A 15,680-nucleotide genomic window follows, 5' to 3' on the forward strand; every position below is an offset into this window, starting at 1 on the left:
CCTGTCGCTCGTCGATTATCCTCTCATCAAAGGAGCGCGCCATGACCGACCTGACCGAGACGCTGATCGATCCGCAGGACAAATATCACAGCGACGGCTTCGCCGAGCAGCCACAACCCTGGCCGGGCCTGCAGCGCGACATGAACCCCGTGCCCGATTGCGGCGAAGAGAGTTACGAAGGCACTGGTCGGCTGACGGGCCGCAAGGCGCTGGTGACGGGTGGCGATTCCGGCATCGGCCGTGCCGCGGCCATCGCCTTCGCGCGCGAAGGAGCGACGGTCGCGATCAACTATCATCCTGACGAGCAACCCGATGCGGATGATCTGAAGGTTGTTTTGGAAAAGCAGGGTCTCGACCTCATCCAGCTGCCTGGCGATCTGACCGATGCGACATTCTGCCGGAAACTGATCGGCGATGCCGAGGCGCAGCTGGGCGGGCTCGATATCCTAGTCATCAATGCCGGCTACCAGCAGGCGCAGAAATCCATCGCTGATATCACCGACGAGCAGTTCGATCGGACGATGAAGACCAATATCTACGCGATGTTTTATCTATCGAAGCGCGCTGCGGAGACGATGCCCCGGGGCGGAACGATCATCAATACCGCCAGCGTGAACAGCTTCAATCCGGTCCCCGAACTGCTCGATTACGCCACGACCAAGGGGGCGATCGAGATATTCACCAAGGGCTTGGCCAAGCAGCTCGCGGAAAAGGGCATACGGGTGAACGCCGTCGCGCCGGGGCCGGTATGGACGCCGCTTCAGGTGTCGGGCGGACAATTTCAGGAGAAATTGCCGGAATTTGGGCAAGATACGGCGCTTGGCCGCGCTGGGCAGCCAGCCGAACTCGCCGGACTGTACGTGACGCTCGCGGAGCAGGGCAACAGCTTCACCACCGGCAGCGTGTTCGGCGCAAACGGTGGAACGGGCGTAATATGACCGAAATCTTAGGCCGTCCGTCCATCCGTCGGCCGGCTTATTGAAGCGGGTCGGCTATTAGGGATTGCGCAGGATTGATCTTGGACCGCGCGCACCGAGCCCGACTACGCGTGCTACGTCGCTTCATGATACCGCTATAATCCTGCTCTTTGAATGGCCGATGCGAGCTCGTTGGTCATGTTTTCATCTTTCGGCGTCAGTCGGTTCAAGGCGGTTTGCACACGCGTTTGCGCCACCTGCAGCGCCTTGTGCCGCACCTCGCGCGTAGCGTTGGTCCGCCACGACCAGCTTTCGCCGATGTCTTCAACACATGCGTGGTTTTATTTAAACCTAGCTACCGCCGCGCTTTTTCGGGCGAAAGGATGCAGGACCCGACGCAGCGACATGGTCTGGCTGCCCGATATCGATAAAGCATCTTCGCAATCGGTCGAGATAGCATTTATTCCGTTGATCGATGTTAACACACGGATATTTTACTGCCTCTACACGCTGAGTGCACATGGCTCGCTTTTATTTTCATCTACATGAGTGCGGTCACGTCGTTTCCGATGAGGACGGTATTGAACGCGCCGATCTCGATGGCGTGCGGTCCGCCGCAGTAGTAGCAGCGCGCGACATCATGTGTTCGGAGATCAGGAAGGGAAAACTCTGCCTGTCGTGCCACATCGAGGTTTGTGACGAGCACGACGTATCTGTCATGGTCGTAAGGTTCAGCGACGCGGTGGCCGTTACCGGGTTTATCCCGAATTGACACCAATTGCGCCATCGCTACGTCTCCATTCTGGCGGTGGTACCGTCGCAAAGGACACCCGCATCACCGCATCGGCGCGCAAGTCCTCTCGCTAACCAAGGTTTTCGACTCCTGATGATGTGGATTACGCTGACCGCGACGTGGCCTGATATGTTCAATAATCGTCGGCTAAATTCATCCTGCGCGACCAACCGAAGATCTGTTGCAGCCAGACGGGTCGTCTGAACGCAACGTCTGCCTGATAATTGGCAATCGTCACCTTTCAGGTTCCGAATCGAGATCAATCGCATCACCCGCGATACCAACGCTGCTTGCCCTCAACGTGTGATCCGGAACGTTGAGGAGCCCGGCCGACCAATAAAAGAGTTCTGTGTCGAACGGAACGCGGAATTGCGAGCGACTGACTCGCAAGTCTAAAGGTCGCTTTGGTGGAAACGAGCCTGTCCCTTGCTAAGAGGCGACGGAGCTCGTCTAGCCGTTCGTTCAGCCCGACCGCAGCGGCAGCTACGCGCCCTATAATTCGCTGTTCGCCCTGATCGGCGATCATGAAACACGCCATTTGTTCATGTCGTTCGGGACGGCCGCCGGAATGACCGACGTTAGGAATTTGCCGTCGGTCCGCTTTTGGCGGGCGAGGTGTCGATAGCCGCCGTTCCGCTTATTAAGAGCTGGTCGGGCAGCGAGCGCCCGGTTTATGACGTTCATTACCCTTGCTCTTTTGCTGTCGGGAAGTGCACTATTCGCTTCAAGCGCTAGTGACGGAGTTTTGGCATGGCGGACTGTCCCAAGTGCCGCGGGCGAATGACCGAGGGCTTCCCATTTCTCCCAGATACCGGCGGGCGAGTGAAATGGATGGATGGAGAGCCCGGCTTCTGGAAAGTGATGATGGGTCTAGGCGCGAAGTCCGCCAATCTGACTTCCAAGCGCTGCACAGTTTGTGGATTTGTCGAGCTTTTCGTTGATACGCAGGCAAAACCCGTGGTCACGCTCAAGACAGTTGACGACGAGAACGAACGTCTCCGCACGCTCGTTACTTGGCTTCAAGAGCGGGTAACAACCTTGGAGGCGATTGCAACTGACCCGGCCGAGCGAACTGCTCGCGAGATAGAGAGTCTGCGTGCGTTGTCACCGCCGACCGATCAAACGCTGGATTAGCTCAGATCGGCCGATGACCGCTAACCACACCTGCCGTCGTTCCGGTGCTGGCGATCGGCTCGATTCGCCCGGCCCAAAAAAGCCGTCATGGCTCAATGTTCAAGCTGAAGCGTCCAAGCGCGCTATCAGCCGTCCGCTTGCTGCGCGCCCGCGATCATCGCCCTCGCTTCGGCACGATAGCTGCGACCGACCGGGAACTCCTCGCCACTCACGATCCGCACCAGATAGCTACCCGTGGCGCGGCGGCGCACCGCGACCACGCGGTCGCGATCGACGATGTAGGACCGGTGGATACGGACATAGCGCGTTGGGTCGAGCCGGTTGAGCAGCGTCCCGATCGGTTCGCGGTGGAGATGATTGGTCTCCGCCAGATGGAGCCGCACATATTCGCCTTCCGCCTGCACCCACAGCAGCGCATCGAGATCGACCCGCACCATCTCCCCGCGTCGCAATACCCACAGATACCGGCTGCGGTGCGCGTGGGTTTCGCGCTCGTCGCGCAGCTGTTCGAGCTGGCCCGCGATCTCATGCAGCCGCTCCTGCGCGGTGCGATCCTCGATCGCGCGTCCGACCCGTGCGAGCGTCTTTTCCAACCGGCCCAGCCGCACCGGCTTCGTCAGAAAATCGATCGCCCCACTGTCGAAGGCGTGTGCCGCGAACTGCGGATAGGCGGTCACAAACACGATCAGCGGTGCCGTGACGCCATCCCTGGCGAGCTGCTCGACGACGTCAAACCCGTCCAGCGCGGGCATTTCGATATCGATGAAGACGACATCGGGCCGATGCTCCACAATCGCGGCCAGCGCGGCCTGGCCATTGTCGGCGAGCGCCACGACCGCGATGTCGGGCAACCGTCCGAGCATGTCGACGAGCCGGTGTAGCGCCAGCGACTCGTCGTCGCACAGCACCGCGCGAAGCATCTATGCCGCCACCACATAAGGCATCGACAAATCCACCGTGAAGCCGCCGTCGCGACCCTTGTAGGGCCGAAATACCGCGGCGTCACCGAAGCGGGCGACCAGGCGTGCTTCTACGTTGGCGAGACCGACGCCGGTGCCGCGCGGACTGCGCGGGACGCCGTCGCCGGCACTGTTACGCACCGCGATCTTCAGGAACCCCGCCTCCACCCGCGCCGCAATGACCAGAATGACCGGACACATGCTGGGTGATACCGCGTATTTCAGGACGTTTTCGACCAGTGGCTGAAGGATCAGGCTCGGCACCAGTCCGCGACCCGCATCCTCGCTCACCTGGATTTCGATCCGCAATCGTTCGGCGAAGCGAACCGATTCGATACCGAGGTAGAGCGATTGCAGTTCGATCTCACGCGCCAGCGCGATGTCGTCCTGCGGATCGAGCGAGAGCGACGCGCGCAGGAAATCGGCGAGGTTTTCGACCATTGCTTCGGCGGCGCGCGCGTCGGGTCGCCCGATCAGCGCCGCCACCGAATTCAGCGTGTTGAACATGAAGTGCGGGTTAAGCTGATACCGGAGCGCGCGCATCTGCGCTGTATCCGCCTCGTGCCGCAGTTGCGCGATGCGACGATCGCGTTGGCCAGCCTGGAAGCTGTACGACAGGACCAGCAGCAATCCCGACAGCGCCGCATAGCACCAAAACCACTGTATGACCGCCATGAAATAGCTCGCAAGATCGGCCTCCATTCGATTCACGTCGCGCATGAACAGATCGAAGATCGCGAAGTTGCCCGCGGCATGGAGCACGCACGCGAGCAATGCGGCGATCACGGTGACGACGATCTGCCCGCGCGGCGCGACGTTCCGATACCGTCGCAGCACGGCGGCGATCACGAAAGATAACGTTATCCCAATCAGTGTTACACAGGCGCGCGGCAAGAGATAGGAAGCGTCGTCCTTGGGTTCCATCAGCATCTGCTGCGCCGTCAGCAGGCTATATTGGGCGATCCAGAACAGCAGGATCGTCCAGGTCGTACCGGCCGACGCCGACATGCGCGTTCTGATCATCTGTATGATCATGTTCCCAAAGATGAGACAAAAAGACGTATCCGGCAACGTGTCGGACAAGGTGCAGGACGCACCGGACACAATGGCCCATCTATTCGATCGGCGGCGCGCGATGCTGCGGAGCGCCGCACTCGGTCTGCCGACGCGCCGCGCCGCTACGAACGACCCGTATATGCGGTCAAACGATCCGTTCGAGTCTCGACCGTGATCAAACGGGGACCGAACTCGGCAACGGGCTAAGGTGTATTATCAATCCATAACACTAAAAAGGTCGTTCATCGTGGTCGTGTCGTTCGGTGCAAATTATAGGAAGGTCGCAGCACTTCGGTCGCAATGATGGTTTCGGGGCGTACAAGCGGCGATGCGACTTCCATCGGCGATCGACGGGAGCGCTTCAGTCGACCGAGAGCGCGATGATGACCCAGGGCATTGCTCCTTGTGCGTATCGCGAGATCGACGCCGGGCTTGGGGAATGTGCCATGAAAATCGCGCTATATCTCGCCATTGGTTGTGGAATGCTGGCGGCGACGCCGACACAGGCGAAACCACAGGACAAATCCCAACAGAACAAATCAATCGTCATCGTCGGCGAGCGGATGACCTTTCCACAATGGTCGAAGCGCATGACGAACGTACTCGAAAGTCGGATGAACTATCCGAGCTATCTGACCCGCGCGACACCGCGCGAAGGGGTTGTGCGCGTCAGCTTTTTGTGCGGCGACAACGGAAAACCTACCGCGGTAACGCTGCGGGATTCGTCGGGTTTCCGCGAAATCGACAATGCGGCGCTGCGCGCGGTGAAGCAGATTCCGACGCTGCATCCGCTCGCCGAAGGGCTGGATCACGGGCAACGCTATCAGGCGGTGCTGCTCTTCGCGAAAGATCAGAGCAGCTATGATCGGCAGGTCGCCGCGATCCGCGATGACGCCGACCGACGAAACGCGTGGTTCGGCAACCGGAGCGCACAGGTTGCGATGGGGGTGAGCCTGATGCCACCGGTGGGGTGATGGCGCGGTTGGCGGGGACGGCCGCAGGTCGCCCCGTTCACCGGCAGGCAGTGCGTGCAGGGGGGCGCCAGTGCGTTTTGAATGGGGGCGATTGAAGATGCCAAGGGCTTCGGCGATCATGCTCGGCAGTTCAGTGGCGAGCGTTGCGCTTGCCACCGTCTGCCTTGCCCAGACAATTCCGGATCAGGCCCTGGATCAGATCGGCGCTGTAGCGGCGGCCCCGGATTACGAAACGTCCGACATCATCGTGACGGGCACGCGCATCACGCGTCCGGATTATGAATTGCCCAATCCGATCCAGTCGTTCGGCGCGGCGCAGATCGACCAGTCGGGCAAGACCAACATCACCGATTTTTTGACCCAGACGCCCGCGCTGATCGGGTCGTCCGACAGCAACGCGAATGCTGGCTCGAACGCCGGGATTGGCACGACCGGGATCAACCTGCTGAACCTGCGCAACCTCGGCACGAACCGCACGCTGGTGCTAGTCAACGGTCGCCGCCATGTTGCCGCCGTACCGGGCGGTGCGGACGTCGACGTCAACACCATTCCGGTCGACCTGATCGACCGCGTCGACATCGTGACCGGCGGCGCGTCCGCAATCTATGGCGCGGATGCGGTGACCGGGGTCGTCAATTTCGTTCTGAAGCGCAATTTCGACGGGATCACCGCGCGTGCGCAGGCCGGAATTTCGGAACGCGGCGACGCGGGCAAACGCTTCGCCTCGATCACCGTGGGGCGCAACTTCGTTGGAGACACGGGCAACATCGCGCTCAACTACGAATACAGCAAGGAGGACCGGCTCGACTCGCAAAGGCGCACGCGCAACCTGAGCCGCAATCGTACGACCTTCCAGAATAATCCCGATGATCCTGATGACGATCCCAACGTTCCCGACAACATTCCGCTGACCGACGTCCGCTTCTTCGACAGCGCGCGGGGTGGCGGCATCGACAGCGATTTTGACGGGGTCCCCGATTTCAACTTCGATGGATCACCGTGGGATCCGGGGCGCTTCGCCCCGCCATTCTTTCAGCAGGGCGGGTCGGGAACGCCGCGCGCAGACTATATCGGCGATCTGCTGCCGTCGATCGAGCGTCATTCGGTCAACGCCCTCGGCCATGTCTCGATCACGCCAGCGGTGAACTTCTTCGTGGAGGGCAAATATGTCCACACGAAGAGTTTTTCGATCAGCCAGCCGACATTCGATTTTTCGGTGCTGATCCAGCCCGACAACCCGTATCTGCCCGCTTCGCTGCGCGACATCGCGATCGCGAACGAGGGCGTGCTGGTCAACCGCGACAATTTCGATCTCGGCACTCGCGGTGAGGATATTACCCGCCGGACGATCCGCTCGGTCGTCGGGTTCGACGGCAAGGTCACCGATCACGCGCGGTTCGAGGTCAGCTATGTTCATGGCGAAACGAAGGTAAACAACAACCAGCTGGGTAATCGCTTCAACGACCGCTTCTATTCGGCGGTCGATGCGGTGGTCAATCCGGCGACGGGGGCGGTCACCTGCCGGTCGAACCTTGACCCGACCGCGCTTCCCGGCCAGCCCTTCGCCAATCCGGGGATCACCAATTTCGGATCGTTCACGCCCGGTCCGAACAGCGGCTGTGTGTCGCTCAACCTGTTCGGCGAGGGATCGCCGAGTCCCGCTGCGGTCGCCTTCGTCACGACCACCAGCACCGCGCGATCGCGGCTGACGCAACACGTCTTGTCGGGATCGATCAGCGGCGATTTCGGCGAACTCTTCGCGCTGCCCGGTGGCCCGGTCAGCTTCGCGATCGGCGCGGAATATCGTCGCGAGGCCAGCCGTTCGACCCCCGCGCCGGAGGATACCGCGGGCTTCACCTTCAACAATGTCCTGAGCCCGTCCCGCGGCCATTTCGACGTGAAGGAAATCTTCGCAGAGCTGAACGCGCCGCTGCTGAAGCACGTGCCGTTCGCCGACGAACTCGCCTTCGGGGCGGCGATCCGCTTTTCCGATTACAGCACGATCGGCCGCACGACGACGTGGAAGGTCGACGCCCGGTGGTCGCCGATCCCCGACATCAGCTTTCGCGGCACCTATGCGGAAGCGGTGCGTGCGCCGAACATCGGCGAGCTGTTCAACCCGGCGAACCAGACGTTCCAGTTCATCAACGATCCGTGCGACATCGCCAACATCAACAACGGTGCGCCTAGCCGCACCGCCAATTGCGCGGCGCTGCTGACCGCCGCCGGGGCCGACCCGGTGACGTTTGTCGACCCGAATTCGGCTTCGGTGGCCGGCAATCAGGCTGGCAACACCGATCTGATCGAGGAAACGGCGAAGACCAAGACGGTCGGCATCGTGCTGCGCCCGCGGTTCCTGCCCGGTCTGTCGGCGTCGATCGACGGTTATGACATTAAGCTTGCCAACGCGATTACGACGGTCACCGCGCAACGGCTGTCCGAACTGTGCGTCGATCAGGCGACACTCGACAATCAATTCTGCCCCGGCCTGACCCGTGCGGTCGGCGGCGCGACGCCGGGCCGGATCACGAACTTCACGCTGATCCCGCAGAATGTCGCAGATTTCCGGACCCGCGGTATCGATCTCAACCTCAACTACCGCTTCACCATCGGTGATATCGGCACCTTCAACCTGCGTGCGGTCGGCGGCTATCTCGATCGGCTGACATTCATCGGGTCGCCCGGCGCGACGCCGACCAATGAACGCAACCAGTCGCTCACGACCAACGGCGGAGCGGCCCCGAAATGGCTGGTCAACCTCGACGCGACGTGGACCAATGGACCGCTCACGGTGAACTACGGCCTCAATTATTTCGGCAGGACGCTGCGTTTCGAACGCACCACCAGCGGCGGCGACCCGGATTACGTTGACCCACAATATTTCTACATCAAGCCGCGGTGGGAGCATGACGTGCAGGTCAGCGTCGACGCGGGTGATCGCTTCACCTTCTACGTCGGTGCCAATAATGTATTCGACCAGCAACCGGATTTCGCCAGCCTGTTCTATCCGGTGTCAGGCGTCGGACGATTCATCTACGCCGGCGCCAAGGTGCAGATTTCGTCGAACTAGGAAAGTCGCCTAGCGTGTTGTCTCGACAACCTCGCCAAGCAAGGAAGTCCCAGCCGATTTCTTGGCGGATGTCTCATTGAGACGGACTTGAGCGGCGCTTCGGCTTCGAAATCTACGGCTACTTGTTTGCAGACTTCGCCCTCAAAACAGAAGGGCGGCTGAGGGCCAAACCGAGTCGAAATCAGAGCCTGAATGAGCGTCCGGTTTCGGGAAGCCGCACGACGGCGCTGAATGCCAACAACTGGCTCGTTCTGGAGCAAGACCGCTCGTCGGCTTGCTCAAAGCGGACTCCCGTGGCCCATAAAAACTCGCAAACTGTACGGGTCGAATGTGGGCATTGTTTACGCGACTGTACGAAGAAGCGCAGAAACTGAATATTCTGGATTAATGCTGGGGACCCATACGCGGCTTAAACCCGTGTTTCATCTTGGACCCAAAATCTCCTGCATACTCAACCTCCATCCCCACCTTCGCCCGCCGATTTGCTTGTTTCAGCTCCATGACTTGCGAGAAAAGGGGGAACTGCCCGACCGCGAACGAGGATGCTATAATCGATTCGTCTAGCAAGCGTACTTCCAAAAGCACGTTTTCATCTCCATGCAACTAACTCGCTGTTCGGCAAGCACTACTTCAGACGTGTGGCCGGGGCTTTGACGACGACAGTTGCAGGCGGGATATTTGGCCTTTGCGTGGCCAGTGTGCTGGTGCTTGAGAGGAAGCGCCCGGGAGTTAGAAAGAACGGCCGAGATGACGTTAATATCAAGCGTCCGGTCCCAAAGCGTTTGGCTTTCAATCTGCTATCGATCAAACTCTCCAGTCCAAACGGTGTAGCCCCGGCACGCGATCACCAACCTGACGATGCAGGGTAAGTCTTACGCCCCGACCACTGATTGATCGCAAAAAGCGCGCAGCGCGGCTCATTCGTACCTTGGTCGATCTGCCAACACCGACACGATTGCGATACCGAGTCGTTCCGGCCAGCGCATGCGCCCGCTTACCGAACGCCTTTTGGCGTAGCGAAAAATAGGAGTGAGCTAAATGCCGTTCAGAATTGGCAGCGAGTTCCTTGTCAACATTGGCAACACCTTCGGTATTCAGGACACGCCTGACATCGGAGGCGCCGCCGATGGCGGCTTTGTCGTAACTTGGCGCAGCGAGTTCAGATCGGGTGGTTTGGACAATCTCGATTTCGAGATACAGGCGCGCGCGCTCTTGCCCGGGCAGGTGATCGCCAACGAGTTTCGAGTCAACAAACTCACCACCGACTCCCAGTTCAGTCCATCAGTGACGGCGCGTGCCGATGGCGGATTCGCGATCGCCTATAGCAGCGGCGAGGAAAATAGCCTGCCGGGCACGTCGGTGAACACTCAATATCTTGATGCAAACGGAAAGGCGACGGGGCCTGAGCTCTTTACAGAATATGACTATTATCACCGCGTCCCCGAGGTTGCGTCCTTTAGGGACGGCGGCGTCGTGACCGTTTGGGGCGGCGAATCCAGCGGCGAGGGCGAAGTGCGGTTTTCCACCGGCGTGGTCCAATCGCGCTTTTCCTACGGTTGGGACAGCGGCGTCGACACCAAGGCGGTGGCGACACTATCCGACACGGATTTTGTCGTGACGTGGTTTGGCTACCGGGACGAAGCGGACGCCATGGAAGGCGGTACGCCTGCCTTCTACGCACAAATCCTTCGGCGCGATGGGACAGGCGGCGTGACCTTTGAGATCGGCGATGCCAAGGGCGGCCAACCGGATTCCTCCATCACCCAGCTATCGAATGGCAATTTCGTCGTCGTGTGGTGCGATGGCACGTTTGGGGACGATCCGGTCAGCGACCCCGGCGCGGATGTTAAGGCCCGAATTTTCGACGTCGGAGGCCAGGCGGTAACAGACGCCTTCACCGTCAACACCGGGATCGCCGCCGATCAGTTCAACCCCGATGTAGCCGCGCTTTCTGGCGGACGATTTGTCATTGTTTGGCAAAATGGGGCCGAGGCGCCTGGCGTACCCGCACCTGCGTCGACAATCCGCGCACAGGTGTTCGACGCGGATGGCGCGCGGTTCGACGAAGAGTTTCAGGTCAACGCGCCCTCCGTTATAAACAGCGGAGATCCGAGCGTTACGAGCTTGGGCGGCGATCGCTTTGCGGTCGCCTGGACCGGCGACGAGGCCGATCTGGGCTCTGATGGCGGGATCAAAGTTCAGCTCTTTGCGGCGGACGGCGCGCCGCCAGCGGAGAAGATCAAGGGAACCGGCGGCAATGATCAGTTGACCGGCGGATTCGGCGACGACCAGATCAGCGGCGAAAAGGGCGTCGACGCGATCTTTGCGGGTTTTGGCGCGGACCTGGTGTTCGGCGACAAGGGCGAAGACGCGCTCTACGGCGGCGGGGGTGACGACAGAGTGTTTGGCGGCTGGCAGAGCGATGCGATCTACGGCGAGCTCGGGGACGATACCCTTTACGGCGACGTCGGTGTCATCTCGGCGGGCAGCCGGGGTGCAAACGACCGCCTGTTCGGCGGTGATGGCGACGACACCTTATATGGTGATGCGGTCACAATTACCGCGGGCGGACGGGGCGGGAACGACATATTGCTGGGCGGACGTGGTGCCGACAAACTGTATGGCGATGGCGGTTCGGGAGCTGGCGTGGCAGCAGCGAATGGCGATGATAAGCTCGATGGAGGCGACGGCAATGACGAGCTATGGGGCGGTGGGGGCAACGACCGCTTCGTGTTTACCGGGTTGTCCGGCTCAGACGTCATCTGGGACTTCGGGCAACGTCCCGACAATGATGATGTGATCGATTTACGAGCGACCGAAGCTGCCGACCCTACCAATGGCGGGCTTCAGATCTTTTATGTTGATGGCAATGCCGAGCTGCATTTCAATGGCGGCGTCATCACAGTAATGAACGTCACGGCTTTTAGCGCGTCGGATATTTTATTTTAAGCGATCGCGGCGTGAGCAATCATGCTTCGCCGAGAGTGTGGGCCGAGCCAATTCAGGCAATAATGGATGCCCGTTGACTTGCGCTCCCAGAAACGATGCCGGTGGTACGTTAGCTCGTCAGATGAAGACGAGTGATGTGGCGAGGCCGATCTCGCCGGGGTCGGATCGTTGGCGCGCTGCGCGGCTGCGGGAGCGACCGCACTTCGCGTTCTCGGCAGGCGTTGATTTCCCAGCCAATCCGAGATTGAACCGGACCAATCAGCCACGAGCAGTCAGTCGCCCTTCGGCCCGAGATAGGAGTCGCCGTACACCGCGCGCCGGAAGTCTCGATGGAGCGTACCGTCAAAGGGGAAGACCTGTACGAGGAAGACTGCGGTGAGATTGTTTACGGGATCAACCCAGAATAGCGTCGAGGCCCTTCCGTCCCAAAAATACTCGCCGAGAGCACCTCGGTTTTCGCTCGCGACTCTCGGCTGACCGGTGCGGACGAAAAAGTCGATACCGAACCCTCCGTTGCCCTTGCTGGGCAACCACGAGCGTTCCGTAACGAGGGGGTCGAGCTGATCGGTAGCCATAAGCTTTACGGTCGATGGCTTGAGTATGCGCACGCCGTCGAGGCTGCCGTTGTTCAACAGCATGCGCGCAAAGCGCATATAGTCGTCGGCCGACGAGACTATCCCGGCGCCGCCCATCGTGAGCTTTCGGTCCGAAGTAAAATTCAGGCCGCGCTGCTCCTGCTCGGATACTCGCTGAAGTTTTCCATCCGAGCTTTTTTCATACAGTGCGGCAAGTCTGGGGAAGCGATTTTCGGGTTGCGTCCATGCGCTTTCCCTCATGCCAAGCGGCGCGAAGATTTGCTGGCGGACGTAGCTCTCGAACGGAACTCCCGTGAGTTTTTCAACAAGAAGAGCCTGCACATCTACTGCGGCACTGTAGTGCCACCGTCGACCTGGATCGAAAAGCAATGGCACCTTGGCAAGCCGGCGGCCGAACTCGGCCAGATCATGATCGGCTTTCAAGGGGTCGAACCGCGACCATTCCATCCCAGGATAATCTTCTCCAGCGCCGTAGCCGAAGCCAGCGGTGTGTCGAAGGATGTCGCGAATCAGGATGGAACGATCTGGTGCCCGCAAGACTGGTTTGCCCGCCGCATCGACGCCCGCGAACACTTTGGTCTGACCGAATTCGGGCAGATAGAGCGCAAGCGGATCGTCGAGTCTGAATCTTCCCTGCTCCCACAGCTTCATTAAAGCGACACCGGTGACCGGCTTGGTCATGGAATATATCTGGACCAGCGTATCGCGTCGCATGGGGCGTTGGGCCTCGCGATCGGCTCGACCCGCGGTTCCGAAATAGACCTCGCGGCCGTCCTCCCAAAGCAGGGCGGAGACGCCCACGGCACGCCCGCTGGACACCATGTCGGCAAGCGCTCGATCGATTCGCGCCTTATCGATCCGAAATTTGCTCGACACCGCTGTGGCACCCGTCGGAGCGTCAGCGTGCGTAGCGGACGGAATCGCCAGAACAAACGCCGCAACGCACAGAAGCAGTGATTTCATGAACGACCCTCAACGCCTTCTTACGCGGTTAGCGGGATTGTGTGTCGCTTGGAAGGTTGCGCGAATCCAGTTTGGCCGGTCAGCGAGACCGCAAGCCCGTAGGCCGCAAGCCGCGGGATCAAAACGCCAACGCGAAGTCGATGATCGGTGACAGACCACGGAGACGCCAAAACCTAGTCCAACAACGACATTCTTCCGATTATTTCTCACAGAACGATCTCGGCGACTCCGAGTTTCGGTGACCGCAGGCTAATAACGCGATCGACGGCTGAATGACTATGGCGACGAAATGCTACTGTGCAAATTGCCTGCAAAATTCAGCTATTCAGGCTCATATGCCAAAAGCATATGATCTCCACTTTCCAGCGACATTAGTTCTGCGCGCGGGATCGGTGTCGCCATCTCTTCGGCGCATGAGTGCGGTATGATCCGGTCACCGAGACTGTGCGCGACAAGAGTTTCGGCGGTGATCCAGCCCAATTCCTCACGCAGATCGAGCGAGCGAAAGACCTCCTGAAGCGACTCGTTCAGGCCCATGATCGTGCTCAAACGCTGGCTGAACCAATCAATCATCGTGTCGCGCGCGCCGGGCCAGTACAGTGCGCCAAGCATGCGGCCGAACACCTCACGGTTACCGTCGCGGTAGATACGACCCATGTTGAGCAGCGACTTGCGGCGCTTGATTTCTTCGGGATCGCCGCGCACTTCGAACCCTGCGGCATAACCGCCGTACAGCACGAGTTTTCGGACGCGGTCGGGCTGCCGGGCGGCATAGGCAACTGCGACCAGCGCGCCGTGCGACAGGCCCAGGATATCGAACCGGTCGACGCCCGACTGATCGACCACTGCGGCAAAATCTTTGAGAAGCGCGTCGAACGTCCACCGTGGTGGTTCGTGGTCCGATCGACCGACGCCACGCAGATGGCTACGAATAAGCCGGTGATGCCGTACCGCCTCGGTGGTCCAATGCCCCTAGGCGACCGAATCCCAAACGTCGTCGATCTGGTGAAACCAAACCGCTGGTTGCAGCAACGGAAAGCCTTCGCCCATCGCCGACGGGTCGATCAGCGCCTCGTATTCGAACGTGATCTGCCCATTTCGGAAACCGACGATGGCGATCTGGCATATGCTGCTGACGCGGGAACAGGCGATTTCCACGTCGATGACGACGAAGTCGTTCGCATCCACACGCGCCTCTGGCGCGGCCGTGATCGAGGTCGCGCCAACGCTTGGCTTCATATCTGAGCAGAACATACGGAGCCAATACAACCCCACGAAGTGACTGTCCAAACTGCCATTTTTCGGCCGTTTGTACACATTGGCAGTATGAACAGGTGTTTGAAGTTGGGGACCCGGCAATCGGCGATGAGCGGCCGTGTTTGGGTCTTTTTGGTGGTAAGGACCGTCACAGGGGTCGGCCGATAGAAGCCGTTGCGCGGCTGGTGTTTGAATGCAGTTAGCGCTCGTCTGAGAGGAGCGGTGATTCAATGCATCCTTACGCGAATAAGATCGATGCTCTAACTTAACCTTCACTTACCGGGCGGTATGTCCTGCCCCGGTTTAGACAAGGCAAGCCCTCCCATGCTCGACGAAATCGGTTTTCCACGTGGCGCTGATTTAAATGATCCCGCTCCCGTGCTTGCCACCTTCTTCTACTGCAGTCGTGCCGCCGACGGCGCTGACGACCAAGAGGTTGGCCGTATTGTCGAGCTAGCTCAACGCAGCAATCTCACCCATGCCATCACCGGCGTTCTGGTCTTTGGCAGCGGCGTTTTCTTTCAATGGATCGAAGGAGCACCCGCCCAAATAGAGAATCTGATCGCGAGTTTGCACCGCGACCCGCGCCATTACGATGTCGTCGCGTTGGATCGCAGCGAGGGCAAGCGGGAGCGGCTGTATCCCAATTGGGAGATGGAGCGGGTAGAAGCCGACGACATCCGCGCGGTACTGCAGGACGCGCTCGGGAGCGCTGAAGACGAACACAACGCCGCTGCACTGAGGCGTATTCTCAAGCACCTCGCTTCGGGGCCGCTACAGTCGTTGGGGCGCAGCCAATCAGATCAGTAACTGTCAGTTTGAGCCGATCCGCCCCCGAGCCTAGGCACTGGAAGGACCATAGTTTTCACGGCTCAATTGACTGCTGTTGCCGCGTGGACGTGCGGAAGAGCCTCCCGAATGAGCGTCCGAAGCGGGGCTCTGCAAAGGAAGCATGAACGGCCGGATTTGGGTCTTTTGGGCTCCGATAGCTCGCTGAACGAAGGTCCGCTTT

General features: G+C 60.1%; 13 protein-coding genes. 8 read left to right on the forward strand and 5 right to left on the reverse strand.

Going from position 1 to position 15,680, the window contains the following annotated elements; genetic code table 11:
* Positions 1-41: 41 nt before the first annotated feature.
* The 4 genes from M0208_RS06165 (at position 42) to M0208_RS06180 (ending at position 2,844) form a co-directional block, all read left to right on the forward strand.
* Positions 42-938: an SDR family oxidoreductase gene (locus tag M0208_RS06165; RefSeq protein WP_258890846.1), complete on the forward strand. Its 897-nt coding sequence runs from the start codon at positions 42-44 to the stop codon at positions 936-938.
* 153 nt (positions 939-1,091) lie between these two features.
* The gene (locus M0208_RS06170; protein WP_258890847.1) at positions 1,092-1,466 is read left to right on the forward strand and encodes a hypothetical protein; all 375 of its coding nucleotides are present in this window, start codon (positions 1,092-1,094) and stop codon (positions 1,464-1,466) included.
* A complete protein-coding gene (locus M0208_RS18535) occupies positions 1,438-1,689 on the forward strand; it encodes a DUF6894 family protein (protein WP_408988082.1) in 252 nt (83 codons plus the stop codon). Before M0208_RS06170 ends, M0208_RS18535 begins: the two co-directional genes overlap by 29 nt.
* Positions 1,690-2,490: 801 nt before the next feature.
* Complete coding sequence (locus M0208_RS06180) at positions 2,491-2,844, forward strand: hypothetical protein (protein ID WP_258890849.1); 354 nt, start codon at positions 2,491-2,493, stop codon at positions 2,842-2,844.
* 125 nt (positions 2,845-2,969) lie between these two features.
* Here the strand turns inward: M0208_RS06180 and M0208_RS06185 are convergent, their stop codons facing one another.
* Positions 2,970-3,764, reverse strand: coding sequence for a LytTR family DNA-binding domain-containing protein (locus M0208_RS06185; protein ID WP_258890850.1), 795 nt, complete (start codon positions 3,762-3,764; stop codon positions 2,970-2,972).
* On the reverse strand, positions 3,765-4,826 hold the full coding sequence (locus M0208_RS06190; RefSeq protein ID WP_258890851.1) for a sensor histidine kinase: 1,062 nt from the start codon (positions 4,824-4,826) through the stop codon (positions 3,765-3,767).
* Between the two features lie 479 nt (positions 4,827-5,305).
* Between M0208_RS06190 and M0208_RS06195 the strand changes: the two genes are divergently transcribed.
* The 3 genes from M0208_RS06195 to M0208_RS06205 all read left to right on the forward strand — a co-directional run bounded on the left by M0208_RS06195 (position 5,306) and on the right by M0208_RS06205 (position 11,852).
* On the forward strand, positions 5,306-5,833 hold the full coding sequence (locus M0208_RS06195; RefSeq protein ID WP_258890852.1) for a TonB family protein: 528 nt from the start codon (positions 5,306-5,308) through the stop codon (positions 5,831-5,833).
* A gap of 97 nt (positions 5,834-5,930) precedes the next feature.
* A complete protein-coding gene (locus M0208_RS06200; protein ID WP_258890853.1) occupies positions 5,931-8,903 on the forward strand; it encodes a TonB-dependent siderophore receptor in 2,973 nt (990 codons plus the stop codon).
* Positions 8,904-9,941: 1,038 nt separating this feature from the next.
* A complete protein-coding gene (locus tag M0208_RS06205) occupies positions 9,942-11,852 on the forward strand; it encodes a calcium-binding protein (protein ID WP_258890854.1) in 1,911 nt (636 codons plus the stop codon).
* A gap of 272 nt (positions 11,853-12,124) precedes the next feature.
* Here the strand turns inward: M0208_RS06205 and M0208_RS06210 are convergent, their stop codons facing one another.
* The 3 genes from M0208_RS06210 to M0208_RS06220 form a co-directional block, all read right to left on the reverse strand.
* Positions 12,125-13,411: a serine hydrolase gene (locus M0208_RS06210; protein WP_258890855.1), complete on the reverse strand. Its 1,287-nt coding sequence runs from the start codon at positions 13,409-13,411 to the stop codon at positions 12,125-12,127.
* Between the two features lie 321 nt (positions 13,412-13,732).
* Positions 13,733-14,344: an alpha/beta fold hydrolase gene (locus M0208_RS06215; protein ID WP_408988138.1), complete on the reverse strand. Its 612-nt coding sequence runs from the start codon at positions 14,342-14,344 to the stop codon at positions 13,733-13,735.
* A gap of 39 nt (positions 14,345-14,383) precedes the next feature.
* Positions 14,384-14,650 carry a hypothetical protein gene (locus tag M0208_RS06220; protein WP_258890856.1) on the reverse strand — a complete coding sequence of 89 codons (267 nt, stop codon included), beginning with the start codon at positions 14,648-14,650 and terminating at the stop codon, positions 14,384-14,386.
* Between the two features lie 342 nt (positions 14,651-14,992).
* On the opposite strand from M0208_RS06220, the gene M0208_RS06225 reads away from it, so the two are divergent.
* Positions 14,993-15,478 carry a BLUF domain-containing protein gene (locus M0208_RS06225; RefSeq protein ID WP_258890857.1) on the forward strand — a complete coding sequence of 162 codons (486 nt, stop codon included), beginning with the start codon at positions 14,993-14,995 and terminating at the stop codon, positions 15,476-15,478.
* The last annotated feature ends 202 nt before the right edge of the window (positions 15,479-15,680 follow it).

It is taken from the genome of Sphingomonas sp. SUN019, from assembly GCF_024758705.1.
Lineage (GTDB): Bacteria > Pseudomonadota > Alphaproteobacteria > Sphingomonadales > Sphingomonadaceae > Sphingomonas.